At 68.0% G+C, this 19,104-nt stretch carries 10 protein-coding genes; 3 read left to right on the forward strand and 7 right to left on the reverse strand.

All coding sequences use genetic code 11. The features are described from left to right. Positions 1–125: 125 nt before the first annotated feature. Together POS15_RS04325 and POS15_RS04330 are read left to right on the forward strand one after the other, a co-directional pair. On the forward strand, positions 126–5,774 hold the full coding sequence (locus tag POS15_RS04325) for an autotransporter domain-containing protein (RefSeq protein WP_284129051.1): 5,649 nt from the start codon (positions 126–128) through the stop codon (positions 5,772–5,774). A gap of 162 nt (positions 5,775–5,936) precedes the next feature. Continuing rightward, entirely contained in the window at positions 5,937–6,152 is a 216-nt protein-coding gene (locus tag POS15_RS04330) for a hypothetical protein (RefSeq protein ID WP_102787997.1), read from the forward strand. Between the two features lie 211 nt (positions 6,153–6,363). On the opposite strand, the gene lpdA is transcribed toward POS15_RS04330, so the two are convergent. From lpdA to POS15_RS04365, 7 genes are all read right to left on the reverse strand, one after another. Further along, positions 6,364–7,800, reverse strand: coding sequence for a dihydrolipoyl dehydrogenase (lpdA, locus tag POS15_RS04335; protein WP_019185930.1), 1,437 nt, complete (start codon positions 7,798–7,800; stop codon positions 6,364–6,366). A gap of 135 nt (positions 7,801–7,935) precedes the next feature. Continuing rightward, positions 7,936–9,144 carry a dihydrolipoyllysine-residue succinyltransferase gene (sucB, locus tag POS15_RS04340; protein WP_284129052.1) on the reverse strand — a complete coding sequence of 403 codons (1,209 nt, stop codon included), beginning with the start codon at positions 9,142–9,144 and terminating at the stop codon, positions 7,936–7,938. Positions 9,145–9,187: 43 nt separating this feature from the next. Further along, a complete protein-coding gene (locus tag POS15_RS04345; RefSeq protein ID WP_284129053.1) occupies positions 9,188–12,019 on the reverse strand; it encodes a 2-oxoglutarate dehydrogenase E1 component in 2,832 nt (943 codons plus the stop codon). A gap of 184 nt (positions 12,020–12,203) precedes the next feature. Next, positions 12,204–13,112 carry a GNAT family N-acetyltransferase gene (locus POS15_RS04350; RefSeq protein ID WP_019185933.1) on the reverse strand — a complete coding sequence of 303 codons (909 nt, stop codon included), beginning with the start codon at positions 13,110–13,112 and terminating at the stop codon, positions 12,204–12,206. A gap of 11 nt (positions 13,113–13,123) precedes the next feature. Continuing rightward, complete coding sequence (locus POS15_RS04355; RefSeq protein ID WP_284129054.1) at positions 13,124–14,527, reverse strand: cupin domain-containing protein; 1,404 nt, start codon at positions 14,525–14,527, stop codon at positions 13,124–13,126. Positions 14,528–14,590: 63 nt separating this feature from the next. Next, positions 14,591–15,958, reverse strand: a complete 1,368-nt coding sequence (purB, locus tag POS15_RS04360) for an adenylosuccinate lyase (RefSeq protein WP_026070207.1) — start codon at positions 15,956–15,958, stop codon at positions 14,591–14,593. 37 nt (positions 15,959–15,995) lie between these two features. Beyond that, complete coding sequence (locus POS15_RS04365; protein ID WP_019185936.1) at positions 15,996–17,318, reverse strand: hemolysin family protein; 1,323 nt, start codon at positions 17,316–17,318, stop codon at positions 15,996–15,998. A gap of 295 nt (positions 17,319–17,613) precedes the next feature. Between POS15_RS04365 and POS15_RS04370 the strand changes: the two genes are divergently transcribed. Continuing rightward, complete coding sequence (locus POS15_RS04370) at positions 17,614–19,026, forward strand: class II fumarate hydratase (protein WP_284129055.1); 1,413 nt, start codon at positions 17,614–17,616, stop codon at positions 19,024–19,026. Positions 19,027–19,104 lie beyond the last annotated feature (78 nt).

A 19,104-nucleotide genomic window follows, 5' to 3' on the forward strand; every position in this document is an offset into this window, starting at 1 on the left:
ATGTCGCCACCGCCACGCGGTGTGCGGCCGTGTGCGTTTCCCCATCTCGACGATCACCACAGCGACGGCGTTGCCGACCGGACCACGGCGGCGCGCGCTGAACGGACGGGCAAGGGGAAGTGCGGATGCTGTCAGGGGCAGGGAAGGGCAGGCTGGCGCGGGCCGCCATCTGGATGGGCGCCGGTGTGCTGCAGCTGGTGCTGGGCAGCGGCATGGCCATGGCCGAATCACAGGGGTGTGCGGCGGTCAACGCGTTGAGCGGTGGCGTCACGATGACGACCAGTCAGCAGCCCACGAAATTCCTGCCGGGTGACATCGTCTCCGTCACCTTCCTCGACAGCGGGCTGGACCCACGTATCAACCTGACCCAGTCGGACAGCGTCATCCTGCGTGCGGCGAACTTTTCCTCGGTGGCATACGACTATCGCAGTTTCACCGGGACGCCAGGCCCTCATACGGGCAGTACGCCGGCCGGATACCTGGTGGCCAACGGCCTGTACCTTTCCGTGAGTACCCGCGGCGGCTACCTCATGAACGCGGTCGTACGCTGTGAGAACGCCTCGGCCGCGCCGCTCACGCTGGACGCCATCACGCCGCCAGTGATGACCGTGGGCCGCAACGTCGACCAGACCCTGGGGGTTCGCGGCGGCACCGCGCCCTACGCCTTCACGATCACGGCAGGGCAACTGCCTGCCGGCCTGGTGCTGGAGCCCGATGGCCGCGTGCACGGGGTGCCCGAACAGGCCGGTGGCTTCAGTGCCACCATCACCGTGGCCGATGCGACCAGGGCCAGCGCCAGTTCGGGTTACGCGGGCAGCGTCGCGGCGGGTGTACCGGACGCGCCGACCCGGGTGGTCGCCTCCGCCGCAGACGGCGAAGCCAGCATCAGCTTCCAGGCGCCGGCCCGCAACGGCGGGGCGCCGATCGCGCACTACGTCGTGATCTCCAGCGGCGGCGCGCAGGCCACCGGCAGCGCCTCGCCGATCCCCGTCACCGGGCTGGCCAATGGCGTGCCGGTACAGTTCCGCGTGCGTGCCGACAACGGCACCGAGGTGAGTGTCGACTCGGACCCGAGCAACACGGTCACCCCGCAGGCCAGCCAGGCCATCACCTTCCCGTTGCCGGCCCCACAGCCGGTCGGCACCCTGTTGTCGCTCACCGCCACGGCCAGCAGCGGGCTGCCGGTGCAGTACAGCAGCCAGACTCCGTTGGTGTGCCAGGCCGAAGCGCCTGCCAGCGTCCGCCTGCTCAGCACCGGCACCTGTACCGTGCTCGCCGAGCAGCCCGGCACGGCCGGCATCACCGCAGCCACGCCGGTAGCGCGCAGTTTCATGGTGGTGCCCGGCACCGCGTCGGCACCCACCATGTTGCGCGCCGAACGCGCGGGCGCCACCAGCGTGGACGTATTCTTCGACCCGCCTGGCAGTGATGGCGGCAGCGCGATCACAGCCTACGAGGTGATCACCCTGCCAGGTGCATCGGTGGTTTCCGGTGCCGCCAGCCCGATACGGGTGGAGCGCCTGCAGGCAGGGGGACGTTACACGTTCCATGTGCGCGCACGCACGGCCAGCGGTCCCGGGACGATGTCGGTGGCCTCCAACCCGGTCACCCTGCCGACCGTGCCGCGGATCAGCGCGGTGCAGGTACCGGCCGGGGGTCGCTATGTTGCCGGCCAGTCGCTCGACTTCCAGCTTGTCTTCGACCAGCCGGTGCAGGTGACGGGTACGCCGCAGCTGATGCTGGTGATCGGCAGCGAGCGCGTGGCGGCGCAGTACGACGCCGGCTCGGGCGGCACCACGCTTGATTTCCGTTACACCGTACTGCCCGGGCAGCGGGATCTGGACGGGATCGCGATCGAATCGCTCGGATTGAACGGGGGCAGGTTGCGCAACGCCGACGGCGTCGATGCGGTGCTGGTCCTGGCCGGCGTCGGTTCCACCGCTGGCATCACCGTGGGGGCCGTGGCGCCTGATGCGCCGACCATCACCGCCGTCCGTGCGGACGACGGTACGGCGACGGTGACCTTCGATCCGCCGCAGCAGAACGGCGGCGGCACGGTGTTGGATTACATCGTCACCGTGCAGCCCGGTGGCCTGCAGGTACCGGTGGCACAATCGCCGGCGGTGCTGACCAACCTGCGCAACGGTACGGCGTACCGCTTCACCGTCGCCGCGCGCAACGCGGCCGGCACGGGCGCGGCCTCGGCGCTGTCGGCACCGGTGGTGCCGATGGCCGACCAGCAGATCCAGTTCGCCGATCCGGGCCCGCAGGACCTCGGCACGTCGCCGCGGCTGACCGCCACCGCCAGCAGCCAGTTGCCGGTGCAGTGGACGGCCACCACACCGGCGGTGTGCAGCGTGGGCCCCGACGGCACGCTGACCCTGCTGGCGGCCGGCACCTGCGGCATCGATGCCGACCAGCCCGGCGATGCCGCCACCCGTGCCGCCGTACGCGTCTCGCATCGCTTCGAAGTGCGGGCGGTGGCACCGGGTGCGCCAGCGATCGTGCAGGTCGTGCTGGCGTCCAGCCAGACTGCCGAGATCCGTTTCGTGGCCCCGGCGTTCGACGGTGGCAGCCCGATCACCGGCTACCTGGTGCAGGCGCTGCCAGGCGGGCAGAGCGTGCGCGGCGCGGGCAGCCCGCTGCGCATCGGTGGCCTGCCTGCCGGCGTCGCGCAGCGCTTTACCGTTACCGCCATCAACCGCGTGGGCAGCGGCGCGGCCTCGGCGCCATCGGACGCGCTGACCGTGCTGGATGCGCCGCGCGTGCTGCGGGTCACTCCGCCTGCAGCGGGCCGCTATCTGGCGGGGCAGACGCTTGCGTTCCAGGTCGGCTTCGACCAGCCGCTGCAGGTCGGCGTGCCACCGGTACTGCAGTTGCGTATCGGCGCACAGCAGCGCGAGGCCGTGCTGCTCGCGCAGGCGGCCGATGCGCAGGGCACCGTGCTGCGCTTTGGCTACACCGTGCAGGCCGATGACCTCGATGAGGATGGGATCGCCGTGGAGGCGCTGCAGGCCGCTGCAGGCAGCCTGCGCAATGTACAAGGCACCGACGCGGCGACCGCATTGCACGGTGTCGGCAGCACGGTGGCGGTGCTGGTCGGCGTCGAGCTGCCGGGCGCGCCGGCCGATGTGCGTGGCGTGGCCGCCGATGGCCAGGTGCTGGTGCATTTCATTGCGCCGGCCCGCGCCGGCAGCGGCGCGATCCTCGACTACACCGTGAGCGCGCAACCGGGCGGCATCAGCGCTACCGGCAGCGGCTCGCCGATTGCCGTGACCGGGCTGGCCAACGGCACCGCGTATCGTTTCATCGTGGTCGCACGCAGCGAACACGGCCAAGGCGCGGCCTCGGCGCCTTCGGCGGCGGTCACTCCGTTGCCGGTCCTGGGCGCGGCGGACAGCCGCATCGGCATCGCCTACGGCGCAGCGGGCATCGTGCTGCCGTTGACGCTGCAGGGTGCCGTCACCCGCATCGACGTTGTCCGCGCGCCGCAGCATGGCACGCTGGAGGTGCAGGGCACCACGCTGCGCTACACCCCGCACGCCGGTTATGCCGGCGCCGACAGCGTGGACTACACCGCCAGCGATGCCTTCAGCACCTCCGCACCGGCGACCGTGACGATCACCGTGGCCGCGCCGAGTGTAGCGATCGATGACATCGTGCCCGACGCGGCCACCGCCGGCAGCCCCTACACGCTGCAGCTGCTCAGCCGCGGGGGCAGTGCGCCCTACCGCTATGCGCTGGTGGGGGGCGCATTGCCGGCCGGGATGGCGCTGACGCCGGGCGGGCAACTGATCGGCACACCAGTGGTTGCGGGCCGCTTTGCGGTCGATGTCGAGGTTACCGACAGCAGCACCGGCGACGGCCCGTTCCAGGCCCGCCGCAGCATGGTGCTGCTGGTGGACGCGCCGCAGATCATCCCCGGCGACACTGCACCGCCGGAGGTCGCCCTGGGGCAGGCAGTGAGCACGCGCCTGCCAGTGCGTGGCGGCGTCGCCCCGTATGCGTTCCGGCTGCTGTCCGGCGCGCTGCCGCCGGGCGTGCGGTTGACCGCTGATGGGCTGCTTGAGGGCACCGCCATCCAGGCCGGCACGTTCGAGGTGCAGGTCGAGGTCCGCGATGCGCATGGCTTTACCGCCGCGCTCGGCTACCGCTTCGTGGTCGCGCAGGCCGCGCAGGCCATCAGCGCCTTCGTCGCCGATCCCGGCGCCCCGGTGTTCAGCGCGGGAGGCAGCTTCCTGTTGAGCGCCCAGGGCGGCGCCTCGGGGCAGCCGATCATCTTCGCCAGCACCACCCCGGCGGTGTGCAGCGTGGACGGCCCGCGCGTGGTCATGCTGGCGTCCGGGCGGTGCAGCCTGACCGCCGACCAGGCCGGCGACGCCAACCACCAGGTCGCGGCACAGCAGCGCCTGGACGTGGACATCGCCGCCGCGGTGCCGGAGCTGGCCTGGCCGGCAGACATGTCGCGTCTGCTGGAGCAGGGCAGCTTCGAGCTGCCGCTGCCGACCAGTGTCAGCCCCGGTGCGTTCACCTTCCACAGCAGTGCGCCGGCGGTGGCCAGCATCGACGGCCGCACAGTCCAGGTACACGCTGAAGGCAGCGCCGTGATCACCGCACAGCAGGCCGCCAGTGGTGGTTACGCCGCCGCCCGCGTGGAACTGCGGCTGGTGGTCAATGTGCGCCCTGACCCGACCCGCGACCCGGGCGTCACCGGACTGCTGCAGGCGCAGGTGGATGCGAGCGTCCGTTTCGCCGCCGCGCAACAGGGCAACATCCGCGATCGCCTGCGCCAGCTGCGCGACGGCGGCAACCCCGCCAGCAACACGCTGTCGGTGTCCAGTGGCGGTGGCGGCCCCAACGCCGCATCGCTGCCGCTGGGCAGCGCACTCGGTACCGGCGCGGCGTGGTTGCCGGCCGGCTGGGGAACCTGGGCCGCGGGTACCGCGAGCTACGGCCGCGGCGGGGCCACCGCAGGTGGCCGCTATGACCTGCGCAGCGACGGGCTGAGCGTCGGTGTGGACCGCCGTCTCGGCGAACGCACGCTGCTCGGCGTGGCCGGCAGCGTGGGCCGCAGCGACAGCGACCAGGACGACGATCGCACCCGCCTGCGCGCCGACCAGCGCTCGCTGGCGCTGTACGGACTGTGGCGTGGCAACGCGCACCTGTACGTGGACGCGATGATCGCCACCGGCAACCTGCAGTTCGATCTGCAGCGCTGGAGCACCGATGCCGATGCGCAGGCGCAGGCGCGGCGCGATGGCACTCAGTGGTTCGGTTCGCTCGGCCTGGGCTACGAGCAGATGCTGGCGGCAACCCGACTGACCGGGTACGCCCGCTGGGATGCCAGCCGTACCACCCTGGATGCCTACCGCGAGCACGGCCTGGGCGTGCTGGATCTCGCCTATGGCCGCCAGACCGTGGAAAACCGCGCGCTGGCCATCGGGGTGGAGGGCAGTGCGCAGGTATCGGCCGAAAGCCGGTTGCGTCCGTTCTGGAGCATCGAGTACCGGCGGGCGCTGCAGGACCGCGGGATGGCTTCGCTGAACTACGCGACGTGGTCACGGCCGCAGGACTACCAGGTAGCACTCCGCAGCTACAACGATGATGTGTTGTCGCTGCAGGCCGGCGTGGATCTGGCGATCCAGCGTGGCTGGAGCCTGTCGTTGCTGCTGGGCCATGAACAGGCGCGCGGCGCGGATCGTGCCAGCAGCATCGGCCTGCGCCTGAGCTCGGGCGGGCAGGGCGGCGCGGTGGAGTCACCGCCGGTACCGTGAGTGGGCGGCGCGCCGGCCACGGTCGGCACGCCGGTTTCATCGCCGCAGCGGCAGTTTCATCCGCGCTGGGGCGTGGTTCGTCGCAGCGCGCTTGTCGCGTTCCCCGGCGCGGGGCAACGTGGCCCGGTGGGCGACGTTGCCCCGAGTCGAAGGAGACCGACGATGAAGACCCTGTTCGCGCTGGGCGTGTGGTGCCTGCTGTTCGTGCTGTGCTGGCCGCTGGCGCTCCTGGCCCTGGTGGCGTGGCCGTTGGTGTGGCTGGTCAGCCTGCCGTTCCGCCTGGTCGGCATCACGTTCTCGGCGCTGTTTGCCTTCCTGCGCGCGCTGTTGATGCTTCCGGCGCGGCTGCTGGGTGGCGGGCGCGTCGCAACGGCCTGAACAGGAATGGGATCGGGTAGTGCCGGTCGCTGGCCGGCGGCTCTTGCTGTCGGGATGACGGGGAGCCGGCCAGCGGCCGGCACTACCAATGACGGGGAGCCGGCGAGCGGCCGGCACTACCAAGGCGAGGAGCCGGGCAGCGGCCGGCGCTGCCTGTCGCCCACAAAAAACCCCGCCGAAGCGGGGTTTTTCGTTACGCCACCAACAAGGCTCAGTTGGCCTTGTGGATCGCGCGCTTGCTCACGGCCATCGCGGCGTCATGCACCACTTCCGACAGCGACGGGTGGGCGTGGCAGATGCGCGCCAGGTCGTCGGCCGAACCGCTGAACTCCATGGTCAGCACGCCTTCGTGCACCAGCTCGGAGACGTTCGCGCCGACCAGGTGCATGCCCAGGATGCGGTCGGTCTCGGCGTGTGCCAGGACCTTCACGAAGCCCGACGGCTCGATCATCGCCACGGCACGGCCGTTGGCGGCGAACGGGAAGCTGCCGGCCTTGTACGGGATGCCTTCGTCCTTGAGCTGCTGCTCGGTCTTGCCGACCCAGGCCAGCTCCGGCTCGGTGTAGATCACCCACGGGATGGTGTCGAAGTTGACGTGGCCCGGCAGGCCCGCGATCAGCTCGGCCACGGCGATGCCTTCCTCGAAGCCCTTGTGCGCCAGCATCGGGCCGCGCACGCAGTCACCGACCGCCCAGACGCCATCGACGCCGGTGTGGCAGTGTGCGTCCACTTCGATCTGGCCACGCTCGTTGATCTTGACGCCGGTGCCTTCGGCCAGCAGGCCCTTGGTGGCGGCGCGACGGCCGACGGCCACCAGCAGCTTGTCCACGACCAGGCTCTTTTCGCCTTCAGCATCGGCGTAGGTCAGGGCGACTTCCTTCTTCTTGCCCTTGCCGGTCACCTCGGCCTTGGAGACCTTGGCGCCCAGGCGGATGTCCAGGCCCTGCTTCTTGAATTCCTTCAAGGCGGTCTTGGCCACTTCGGCATCGGCAGCGGCCAGGAAGTCCGGCAGCGCTTCCAGGATGGTCACTTCCGAACCCAGGCGCTTCCAGACGCTGCCCAGTTCCAGGCCGATCACGCCGGCACCGATCACGGCCAGGCGAGCCGGCACTTCGGTGAAATCCAGGCCGCCGACGTTGTCGACGATGGTTTCGCCATCGAACTTGGCGAACGGCAGTTCGATCGAGTCCGAACCGGCGGCGATGATGACGTTGGTGCCCTTCAGCTCGACTTCCGAACCGTCGTGCTGCTTGACCTTGACGATGTTGCCCGGCTGCAGCTCACCGAAACCGTAGTACGCGGTGACCTTGTTCGCCTTGAACAGCATGGCGATGCCGCCGGTGAACTGCTTGACGATCTTGTCCTTGCGGCCAACCATCGCCTCGACGTCCATCTTGGCATCCTTGAAGCTGATGCCGTGGTCGCCAAAGATGTGGCCCATGTTCCAGAACTGGCGCGAGGAATCGAGCAGCGCCTTGGACGGGATGCAGCCCACGCGCAGGCAGGTGCCACCCAGGGCCGGCTTGCCGTCCTTGCCCAGCGCAGCATCGATGCAGGCGGTCTTCAGACCCAGCTGCGCGGCGCGGATGGCGGCATGGTAGCCGGCCGGACCGGCACCGATGACGACGACGTCGAATTGTTCAGCCATTGATAGTTCCTTGTTGCATTCCCGAGCTTCGCTTGAAGCCGGTGGCGCGCAGGCGCCGGGGGAGAGAGCAGGGCAGTGCGGTGCAGTGCCGTAAAACCAGAACCCCTCCGCGCGGGCGCGGAGGGGTGGGAGGTCTTACAGGCCGAACAGCATGCGGCCCGGGTTTTCCAGCTGGTTCTTGATGTCCACCAGGAACTGGACCGAGTCCTTGCCGTCGATGATGCGGTGATCGTAGGACAGCGCCAGATACATCATCGGCGCGATCACGACCTGGCCGTTCTGCGCGATCGGACGCTCCTTGATGGCGTGCATGCCCAGGATGGCGCTCTGCGGCGGGTTGATGATCGGGGTCGACAGCAGCGAACCGAAGGTGCCGCCGTTGGTCACGGTGAAGGTGCCGCCCTGCAGTTCTTCCAGGCTCAGCTTGCCGTCACGGGCCTTCTTGGCGTAGTCGGCGATGGTCTTTTCGATATCGGCGAAGGACATGCGCTCGACGTTGCGCAGCACCGGGGTCACCAGACCCTTCTCGGTCGACACGGCGATCGAGATGTCCGAGTAGCCGTGATAGATGATGTCGTCACCATCGATCGAGGCATTGACCAGCGGGAAGCGCTGCAGTGCGTTGGCGGCGGCCTTCACGAAGAAGCTCATGAAGCCCAGCTTGATGCCGTGCGCCTTGACGAACTCGTCCTGCAGCTCCTTGCGCGCGGCCGAGACCTTGGACAGGTCGACCTCGTTGAAGGTGGTCAGCATCGCGGTGCCGTTCTTGGACTGCATCAGGCGCTCGGCGATGCGCTTGCGGATGCGGGTCATCGGCACGCGTTCTTCCGGACGTGCGCCACCGGACTTGCCGGCGCCACCGTTGCGGGCGAAGTTGACGATGTCTTCCTTGGTCACCGCGCCGCGGCGGCCGGTGCCGTCCACGTCGGCCGGATTCACGCCTTCGGTGATGGCCGTGAAGCGGGCGCCCGGGGGCAGCGAATCGGCAGCGGACTTGGCCGCCGGGGCCGGCGCTGCGGCAGCGGCCGGCGCGGCAGCGGCCGGTGCCGGAGCAGCGGCCGGGGCGTCGGCCTTCTTCTCTTCGGCCGGCGCAGCAGCAGCGGTCGCACCTTCTTCGATGATGGCCACGACCTGGCTGGAGGTCACGGTGGCGCCCACCTCGAACTTGATCTCCTTCAGCACGCCATCGACCGGCGACGGCACTTCCAGGACGACCTTGTCGGTTTCCAGATCAAGCAGGTTTTCATCGCGCTTGACGGCATCGCCGACCCTCTTGTGCCAGGTGGCGATGGTGCCGTCGGCGACGGATTCGGGCAGTACCGGGGCTTTGACTTCGGTGGCCATGCGGGAGCTTCCTGGTTTGTCTTTTCTAGAATGAGGGGGAGAGTTATTCAGCGACCGAGTCGTTGAACGGGTTGACCAGGGCATCGGCGATCAGCTTCTGCTGCTCGATGATGTGGTCAGCCATGTGTCCAGCGGCCGGCGATGCCGAACGGGCGCGACCTGCGTAATGGATGCTCTGGCCATCGGCCAGGCACGCCTGCAGGTGGTGACGGATCTGGTACCAGGCACCCTGGTTCTGCGGTTCTTCCTGACACCACACCACATCGGCCGCCTTGCCGTACTTCTTCAGCTCTGCTGCCAGTGCCACGCGCGGGAACGGATACAGCTGCTCCACGCGGATGATGGCGACATCGTCCTGGCCACGCTTGGTCTGGTCTTCCAGCAGGTCGTAGTAGACCTTGCCCGAGCACAGCACCACGCGCTTGACCTTCCTGGCGTCTGCGTTGGCATCGCCGATCAGGTGCTGGAACTCGCCGTTGGCCAGTTCGTCCAGGGTCGACACGGCCAGCTTGTGGCGCAGCAGCGACTTGGGCGACATCACGATCAGCGGCTTGCGGGTGGTCATGCGCATCTGGCGACGCAGCATGTGGTACGCCTGCGCCGGGGTCGACGGCACGCACACCAGCATGTTCTCCAGCGCGCACAGCTGCAGGAAACGCTCCAGGCGTGCGGAGCTGTGCTCCGGGCCCTGGCCTTCATAACCGTGCGGCAGCAGCAGGGTCAGGCCGGTGATGCGGCCCCACTTGGCTTCGCCGGCGGCGATGAACTGATCGATCACGACCTGGGCGCCGTTGGCGAAGTCGCCGAACTGGCCTTCCCAGATGCACAGGGTGTTCGGATCGGTGGTGGAGAAGCCGTACTCATAGGCCATCACGGCTTCTTCGCTGAGCAGCGAATCGATGATGGTGGCCTGTTCCGGCGACTCGACCAGCTGGCGCAGCGGCAGGTAGTAGTTGTCGGTCTTCTGGTCGTGCAGGATCGCGTGGCGGTGCGTGAACGTACCGCGGCCGACGTCCTGGCCGACCAGGCGCAGGTTGTTGCCTTCGTCGAGGATGGTGGCGTAGGCCAGGTTCTCGGCGAAGCCCCAGTCGCCCGGGATCTCGCCGGCGGCCATCTTGCGGCGGTCGTCATAGACCTTGGCCACGCGCGAGTGCAGTTCCACGCCTTCCGGCACGGTGTTGATCATCTGCGCCAGCTGCTTGACCTTCTCCATGCCCACGGCAGTGGAGACGGCGTCGGACAGCTTGCCGTTGAGCAGCTTGGGCCAGTCCACGTACATCTTGCTGGTGGCCGGCGTCTTCTCGACCTGGGCCAGCTCGGTGGTGACTTCGCCGGCATCGAGCTTGTTGCGGTACGCATCGACCAGGGCCTTGCCGCCACCGGCTTCGATCACGCCGGCGGCTTCCAGCGTCGCGGCGTACAGCTCGCGGGTGGTCTGGTGCTTGCGGATGACCTGGTACATCAGCGGCTGGGTGATCGCCGGTTCATCGGCTTCGTTGTGGCCCCAGCGGCGGTAGCACATCAGGTCGATGACCACGTCCTTGCTGAACTTCTGGCGGAACTCGAAGGCCAGCTTGGCGGCGAACACGACCGCTTCGGGATCGTCGCCGTTCACGTGCAGCACGGGCGCGGCGATCATCTTGGCCACGTCGGTGCAGTACAGCGTGGAGCGCGAATCTTCCGGATTGGAGGTGGTGAAGCCGACCTGGTTGTTGACCACGATGTGCACCGTGCCACCAACGGCGAAGCCGCGGGCCTGGGACATCTGGAACAGCTCCATCACCACGCCCTGACCGGCGAAGGCCGCATCACCGTGGATCAGGATCGGCATCACCTGCTTGCGGGCGGTATCGCCACGGCGTTCCTGGCGCGAACGGACGCTGCCGGCCACGACCGGATCGGCGATTTCCAGGTGCGACGGGTTGAACGCCAGCGCCAGGTGGACCGCGCCGCCGGTGGTGGCGACGTCGGCCGAGAAGCCCATGTGGTACTTCACATCGCCGGCCGAGGCGTGGTCGTCGTGCTCGAACTTGCCTTCGAACTCGTCGAACAGCTTGCGCGGGCTCTTGCCGAGGGTGTTGACCAGCACGTTCAGGCGGCCGCGGTGGGCCATGCCGATCACCACGTCCTTGACGCCATCCTTGCCGGCGTCACGGATGATGGTGTCCATCATCGGGATCAGCGAATCGCCGCCTTCCAGCGAGAAGCGCTTCTGGCCCACGTACTTGGTGTGCAGGTAGCGCTCCAGACCCTCGGCAGCCGTCAGGCGCTCCAGGGTACGGCGCTGGGTGTCTGCGTCCAGGTTGTAGTTGCCACCGGCCATTTCCAGGCGCTGGTACAGCCACTGGCGCTGCTCGACCTCGGAGATGTGCATGAATTCCGCACCGATCGAGCCGGTGTAGGTCTTCTTCAGGCGCTCCAGCAGGTCACGCAGTTTCATGCGCGGCTGGCCGGCGACGCCGCCGGTGCTGAACTCACTGCCCAGGTCGCTTTCCGACAGGCTGTGGAACGGCAGGCCCAGGTCCGGCGGATTGGTCGGCGCGGTCAGGCTCAGTGGGTCAAGGCGGGCACCGAGGTGGCCACGCGACCGGTAAGCGGTGATCAGGCGGCCGACATTGCGCTCGCGCTCGTCGCCGGCACCATCAGCGGTGCCGCTCTTGATGGCGTTTTTGGCGGCGTCGGCAATGTGGGCGATGACGGCCGAATGCGGAATATCACCGGCTTCGCGGCCCTGGAAGCCGTCGAAGTAGGTCTTCCATTTGGGATCGACACTGTCCGGAGAAACGAGGTACTGCTCGTACAGATCCTCGATATAGGAGGCGTTGCCGCCGGCGAGCTGCGAAGATTGCGCAAACTGCTTCAGTTGATTGTCCACGATGGAGAGTCGGATTCGCTTGTGGGGTAAGGCTTCGATGATCCGGCAGGGAAAAGTGAATAGCCTGCGCGGGCGGTATCTAACGCCCCAAATTGTACCCCCAACGCGACAGGAAGGGGCACCGTACGGTCCAGTGCGGGAACCGCGGTGTCATTCCCAGACAGGTTCGGGGCCGCGCGGTGGGCTACAGGCCGAGTGCCCGCAGTTCGCTGCAATCACGCGAACGTTCCCATACGCGCTGCAAACCTTCCTGCAACGGTCGTGAACGTGCCGGTTGGGCCAGCCCGGCCTCGCCATCGAAGCGGTGGCCGCTCAGACGAAAGTAGTAGTCGCCCGTATCGTTGAGCAGGCAGGCAGATGGCGTCGCGCGGTCGATCGGATCGCTCACCTCGCGCACCCGGAAGACGCTCGGCAGCCGCTGGAGCAGGCTCAGCACGGGTGAGCCGGCCTGACGGATGGCGGCGCTGTCGTGGACGATCAGCCAGGCCTGTTTGTCGTGGCGGGCGGTGGCGTAGCGGCGTAACGCTTCCAGCACCGGCGGTGCATCGAGCAGGCCGGGGTCGAGCTGGCGGCTATGGATCCACAGCTGGCGGCGGGCGCGGTGGATCAGCGCCGTAGTGATCGCCACGGCCTCTTCGGCGCGCTCGATCGCGACTGCACCGGACAGGGCCAGCCGCATGTGCTGGTGGGCGATGCCGGCCTCTTCGAAGATCTCGCCTTCCGGCAGAAAGCCCTGCCGGGTATAGAACACGCGGGCCGGCAGCTGCGCATGCAGCCCGACCTCGCGCCAGCCCCGGGCCCGGGCCTGGTCGACCAGGGCCAGTAGCAGGGCTTCGCCGACGCCTTTGCCACGCCAGGCGGCCAGTACCGCCATGCGGCCGATCCGGCCGTCCGGGGTGAGCCGTCCGGCTCCGATCGGGGTGCCGGCGGTGTCGCAGGCCAGGACATGCACGCTCAGGGGGTCGAGCGCGTCGATCTCCAGTTCGGCGGGGACCTGCTGCTCGTCGACGAACACGGTGAACCGGACCCGGTGCAGCGCGGCGTGCTGCGCCGGGTAGTCGACCACATCAACGTGGAAGCCGGGGCCGGTCATGGCGGGGGCGGTCAGCCGCGCTGGGGCTCGTCCTTGCCGTCGGTCTCGTCGCTGTCGTCGAAATCGACGATCACCTCGATGCCGTCGTCATGGATGGTCACCTCGTGCACGTCGGCCTCGACAGCCTCGTCATCGACCACGTCGACTGCCTCGGTGCCGTCGACGATATCGTACTCGGCAACGTAGTCGTCTTCGTCCTCCAGGCCGGTGTCTTCCACCAGCTGGTAGAAGCCGCCGGCGACCAGTGCCTGCACGGCATCACGGCCCTTGGCCGAGAGCTTCTGGTACAGCGCCGCGTCGATCTGTTCGGCGCCGGCCAGCGCCTGGGCATCCTTGACCGGCAGGGCGAAGTCCAGGCCGCTGCAGTACAGGCTGGCGCCACGCTTGGCACGGCGCCAGGCCAGGCGGGCCCAGGGATGGCGATGCAGTTCCACGCCGGCAGCGAGGGCAGCCTCGATCTCTTCGCGCGGCAGCGGTTCGCCCTGCGCCATCACTTCCCCGGCGGCACGGTAGGTGGTGATGAAGCGGCCGAACCAGTCGCCGAGCTTGTCCGGATCGTTCATCCGGATGGCGTTGAGCGCTTCGACGACGCGGTTCATGGAGACCACGTCGATCTCGTTCGGATCCTCCGGCACCTTCAGGTCCGGATCCTGGTAACGGATGGACTCGTCGGCGCCCTCGATCAGGGTATCGAGGTAGTCGCTGATCAGTTCGGCCGAGGCCGGGGCGCGCATGCCGAAGGAGAACGTCAGGCAGGGGTCTTCGGCAACGCCGTTGTGCGGCACGTTCGGCGGCAGGTAGAGCATGTCGCCCGGGGCCAGCACCCAGTCGTGGGTCGGCTTGAAGCGGCGCAGCAGCTTGAGCTCGACGTCGTCGCGGAAGTCCAGCGGCGGGCGCTTGCCCTTGATGGATTCGCTGGCGTCGATCTGCCAGCGGCGGTGGCCATAAGCCTGCAGCAGGAAGACGTCGTACTGGTCCACATGGGCGCCGACCGAGCCGCCGGTGGCGGCGAAGCTGATCATCACATCGTCCATGCGCCAGCGCGGCAGGAAATCGAAGTGGCTGATCAGGGCGCGCACGTCGGCGTCCCACTTGTCCACGTCCTGGACCAGCAGGGTCCAGTCGTGGTCCGGCATGCCGGGGAATTCTTCTTCCTGGAACGGGCCGGTGCGCACGGTCCAGCCATCGGTGGCGCGGTCGTGGGTGATCAGCCGCGACAGCGCGCCTTCTTCACAGGCCAGACCGGCGAGGTCTTCGGGCTGCACCGGGGTCTCGAAATCGGGGAAGGCGCCGCGGATGAGCAGCGGGCGCTTCTGCCAGTAATCGCGCAGGAAGGTAGCGGCGGGCATGCCCAGCGGCAGGCCGGGGCGGGCCTGGATTTCGATGACGGGGGTTTTGATCTTGCGTGCGGCCATGGGGGAGATCCTTGGAGCGTGTAGACGGTAGTTCGGGGGCGCAGCAGGGCGGCGCCCATGCCTTCAGATCGCCTTGGCCAGGTCCGCTGCCAGGCCGATGTAGCCGCCCGGGGTCAGGGCGCGCAGGCTCTGCTTGGCGTCGGCGGGCAGGTCCAGCGATTCAACGAAGGCCTGCATCGATTCGGTGGTGATGCCCTGGCCGCGGGTGAGCGCCTTGAGCTGTTCGTACGGGTTGGGCAGGCCATGGCGGCGCATGACGGTCTGCACCGCTTCGGCCAGCACTTCCCATGCGGCGTCCAGGTCGGCATCCAGGCGTTCCGGATTGACGGTCAGCTTGCCCAGGCCCTTGGCCAGCGAGTCCAGGGCGACCTGGGTATGGCCGAAGGCGGTGCCGACCGCGCGCAGCACGGTGGAGTCGGTCAGGTCGCGCTGCCAGCGGCTGATCGGCAGCTTGGCGCTGAAATGCTCGAACAGGGCGTTGGCGATGCCGAAGTTGCCTTCGGCGTTTTCGAAGTCGATCGGGTTGACCTTGTGCGGCATGGTCGAGGAGCCGACTTCGCCTTCCTTGAGCTTCTGCTTGAAGTAGCCCAGCGAAATGTAGCCCCAGACGTCGCGCGCCAGGTCGATCAGGATGATGTTGGCGCGGCGCGCGGCATCGCCGATCTCGGCGACGTTGTCGTGCGGCTCGATCTGGGTGGTGTACGGGTTGAACACCAGGCCGAGACTTTCCACGAAGCGCTGGGCGAAGGCCGGCCAGTCCACGTCCGGGTAGGCGATGACGTGCGCGTTGTAGTTGCCCACCGCGCCATTGATCTTGCCGGTCAGTTCGACGGCGGCGATCTGGCGGCGCTGGCGCTCCAGGCGGGCCACGACGTTGGCCACTTCCTTGCCCAGGGTGGTCGGCGAAGCGGTCTGGCCATGGGTGCGCGAGAGCATCGGCTGGGCGGCCTGGGCATGGGCGAGGGCACGCAGCACGCCGGCGATGTTGTCCAGCGAGGGCAGCAGCACTTCGCGGCGGGCCTGCTCGAGCATCAGCCCGTAGCTGAGGTTGTTGATGTCTTCACTGGTGCAGGCGAAATGCACGAACTCCAGCGCCGGGCCCAGCTCCGCATCGGCGGTGAGCTGCTCCTTGATGAAGTACTCCACGGCCTTGACGTCGTGGTTGGTGGTGCGCTCGATCTCCTTCACCCGCGCGGCGTGGGCCGGGGCAAAGTCGTCGGCCAAGGCGCGCAGGCGCGCGGTGGCGGCAGCCGAGAACGGCGCCAGTTCGACGATGCCCGGCTCATTGGCCAGTGCCAGCAGCCATTCCACTTCCACCTTCACGCGGGCCTTGATCAGGCCGTATTCGGAGAAGATCGGGCGCAGGGCGTCGACCTTGCCGGCGTAGCGGCCATCGAGCGGGGACAGGGCGAGCAGGGCGAATTCGGACATGGCAGGGCGCAGATCGGTGGCAGCGGGGGCCGCCATTCTACGCTGCCCCGGCGTCCTCGGCCTGTGCCATGCGCACCGTCACGGCCTGGATCCGGTGCCCGGCCATGCGCTTGATCGTGAACTGGTGCCCGTCGATCTCCAGCTGCTCGCCTTCCTCGGGCAGCCGCTGGAGCTGGTGCACGATCAGCCCGCCGACCGAATTGAGGTGGTCAGGCGCGCTCAGGTCGTGCCCCAGCAGCCGCTCCAGCCGGAAGATCGAGGTCGAGCCGGCCACCAGCAGGGTGCCGTCGGCGCCACGGGTGGGGGCGTCCTTGACGATATGCGGGTGTTCGTCCTCGATATCCCCGACCACCACTTCCAGCAGGTCTTCCAGGGTGAAATAGCCCAGGATGCGGCCATGTTCTTCCACGCACAGCGCCAGGTGGGTGGTGCCGGTGCGGAAGCGCTCCAGCACCAGCGGTACCGGGGTTTCCAGCGCGATCAGGTTGGCCGGGCGCAGCAGCGGGCGCAGGTCGTCGGTGGGATTGCCTCGAGCGATCTCGACCAGCAGGTCCTTCATGTGCAGGATGCCCAGCACTTCCTCGCCATCGCGGTCGAACCACGGGTAGCGGCTGTAGCGGCTTTCGGCGAACTCGGCCATGACGTCGGCCAGGCGCATGCCTTCGCGGAACGAGCGCATGTGGTCGCGGGAGCGCATCAGGTCGCCGGCCACCAGCTCGGGCAGCTCCAGCGCGTGGCTCATCAAGGTGAGGTCCTGGTCCGGCGCACTGCCGACCGGTTGCTGGCGACCCACGATCAGCTTGAGCTCCTCGCGCGAATAGCGGTGCGAGGTGTGCTCCACATCGCCCCAGCCGGCCAGGCGCAGCAGCGCATTGGCGCTGTTGTTGAGCAGCCAGATGGCCGGGTACATGGCCCAATAGAACAGGTACAACGGCGCGGCCGTCCACAGCGACATCGCCTCGGGGCGACGGATCGCCATCGATTTCGGCGCCAGTTCGCCCAACACGATGTGCAGGAACGAGATCAGGCTGAAGGCGATGATGAAGGACGTCAGGCGCGAGGCTTCCGGGGTCAGCCCCAAGGTGTCGAACAACGGCTGCAGCAGGTGTGCGAAGGCCGGCTCACCGACCCAGCCCAGGCCCAGCGAGGACAGCGTGATGCCCAGCTGGCAGGCCGACAGGTACGCATCCAGGTGCGAGTGCACGTTGAGCAGCAGCCGCCCCCGCCAGCCATGGTTCTCGGCCAGGCCGACGGCCTGGGTATGGCGCAGCTTCACCAGGGCGAACTCGGCGGCCACGAAGAAGCCGTTGAGTACCACCAGCAGCAGGGCCAGCAGCAGAAGCAGGAGATTGCCGATCATCCGCGGCCCCGCAGCGCTGCTGCCTGGAGCGGAATGGCACCCGCGGTCGCCAGGGCGGCGAGGGCGGTCATCGGTGCGTGCGCGCTCGCACGCCCGGTACTACTGTCGGGATCGTCACCCATGGGGGCGGCAGTCTGTCTGAATGAAAACGAATCCCGAGTCTAGCCGATCCACCGCGTGGTTGGGTTTCAACGGTGCTTGGGAGTATCGTGATCAGAGCCGCCAGCCAGGGAATCAGGCCCGTTGCCAGCCGCAGGTTCCCTTTCATCCACGAAAGATGTGCGGAGTTGAAGCAATGAGCAAGGGTTTCAGGATTGAACACGACAGCATGGGCGAACTGCAGGTGCCCGCCGATGCGTTGTGGGGCGCGCAGACCCAGCGCGCCGTCGATAATTTCCCGGTGTCGGGCCAGCGCATGCCGCGCGGTTTCATCCGCGCGCTCGGCCTGGTCAAGGGGGCTGCGGCCAACGTCAACGTCGAGCTGGGCCATCTGCCGCGCAACATCGGCAAGGCCATCGAAGCGGCCGCTGCCGAAGTCGCCGATGGGCGCCATGACGCGCACTTCCCGATCGATGTGTACCAGACCGGTTCGGGCACTTCCTCGAACATGAATGCCAACGAGGTCATCGCCACGCTGGCCAACCGTGCCGGCAAGGCGGGCAAGACCGCGGTGCATCCCAACGATCACGTCAACCAGGGGCAGAGCTCCAACGACGTGATCCCGACCGCGCTGCGCGTTTCGGCGCTGCTGGGCGTGCATGAGCAGCTGCTGCCTTCGCTGGTGCACCTGCGCAAGACTATCGACAAGCGTGGCCGCGCGCTGCGCAAGGTGGTCAAGACCGGCCGCACCCATCTGATGGATGCGATGCCGCTGACCTTCGAACAGGAATTCGGTGCGTGGTCGGCGCAGTTGTCCTCTGCCCAGGAGCGCATCGAAGACAGCCTCAAGCGCCTGCGTCGGCTGCCGCTGGGCGGCACCGCCATCGGCACCGGCATCAATGCCGACCCGCGTTTCGGCGTGCAGGTGGCCAGGCAGCTCAAGCAGCAGACCGGCATCAAGTTCGACAGCGCCGAGAACAAGTTCGAAGGCCTGGCCGCGCAGGACGATGCGGTTGAACTGTCCGGCCAGCTCAACGCGTTGGCGGTGGCACTGATCAAGATCGCCAACGACCTGCGCTGGATGAATGCCGGTCCGCTGGCCGGACTTGGCGAGATCGAACTGCCGGCGCTGCAGCCGGGCAGCTCGATCATGCCGGGCAAGGTCAATCCGGTGATTCCCGAAGCCACCGTGATGGTGTGCGCCCAGGTGATCGGCCACCACACCGCGATCACCGTGGCCGGCCAGACCGGCAACTTCCAGTTGAACGTGACGCTGCCGTTGATCGCCGCGAACCTGCTGGATGGCATCAATCTGCTGGCCAACATGACCCGCCTGCTGGCCGATACCGCGATCGCCGGGTTGAAGGTGCGCGAGGATCGCGTCCGCGAGGCACTGGACCGCAATCCGATCCTGGTGACCGCGTTGAACCCGATCATCGGCTATGAGAAAGCCGCCGCGATCGCCAAGCGTGCCTACAAGGAACAGCGCCCGGTGCTGGAGGTGGCCAAGGAAGACAGCGGTCTGTCCGAGGCCGAACTGCGCAAGCTGCTCGATCCGGCCGCGCTGACCGCTGGTGGCATCCACGCCGGCGGCGGCGGGGGCGGTTGAGCGCGCGTACTACCTGAAACGAAAAACGGGCCGAATGGCCCGTTTTTTTCTGCGTGAGCCCCGTAGCGGCCGTCGGCC

Origin of the sequence: Stenotrophomonas sp. BIO128-Bstrain (assembly GCF_030128875.1) — a bacterium.
Lineage (GTDB): Bacteria > Pseudomonadota > Gammaproteobacteria > Xanthomonadales > Xanthomonadaceae > Stenotrophomonas > Stenotrophomonas bentonitica_A.

What these genes read in the sequence shown, in the direction of transcription:
- POS15_RS04325 (WP_284129051.1), top strand. Translation starts at nt 126, where the DNA reads ATGCTGTCAGGGGCAGGGAAGGGCAGGCTGGCGCGGGCCGCCATCTGG.
- POS15_RS04330 (WP_102787997.1), top strand. Translation starts at nt 5,937, where the DNA reads ATGAAGACCCTGTTCGCGCTGGGCGTGTGGTGCCTGCTGTTCGTGCTG.
- lpdA (WP_019185930.1), bottom strand. Translation starts at nt 7,800, where the DNA reads ATGGCTGAACAATTCGACGTCGTCGTCATCGGTGCCGGTCCGGCCGGC.
- sucB (WP_284129052.1), bottom strand. Translation starts at nt 9,144, where the DNA reads ATGGCCACCGAAGTCAAAGCCCCGGTACTGCCCGAATCCGTCGCCGAC.
- POS15_RS04350 (WP_019185933.1), bottom strand. Translation starts at nt 13,112, where the DNA reads ATGACCGGCCCCGGCTTCCACGTTGATGTGGTCGACTACCCGGCGCAG.
- POS15_RS04355 (WP_284129054.1), bottom strand. Translation starts at nt 14,527, where the DNA reads ATGGCCGCACGCAAGATCAAAACCCCCGTCATCGAAATCCAGGCCCGC.
- purB (WP_026070207.1), bottom strand. Translation starts at nt 15,958, where the DNA reads ATGTCCGAATTCGCCCTGCTCGCCCTGTCCCCGCTCGATGGCCGCTAC.
- POS15_RS04365 (WP_019185936.1), bottom strand. Translation starts at nt 17,318, where the DNA reads ATGATCGGCAATCTCCTGCTTCTGCTGCTGGCCCTGCTGCTGGTGGTA.
- POS15_RS04370 (WP_284129055.1), top strand. Translation starts at nt 17,614, where the DNA reads ATGAGCAAGGGTTTCAGGATTGAACACGACAGCATGGGCGAACTGCAG.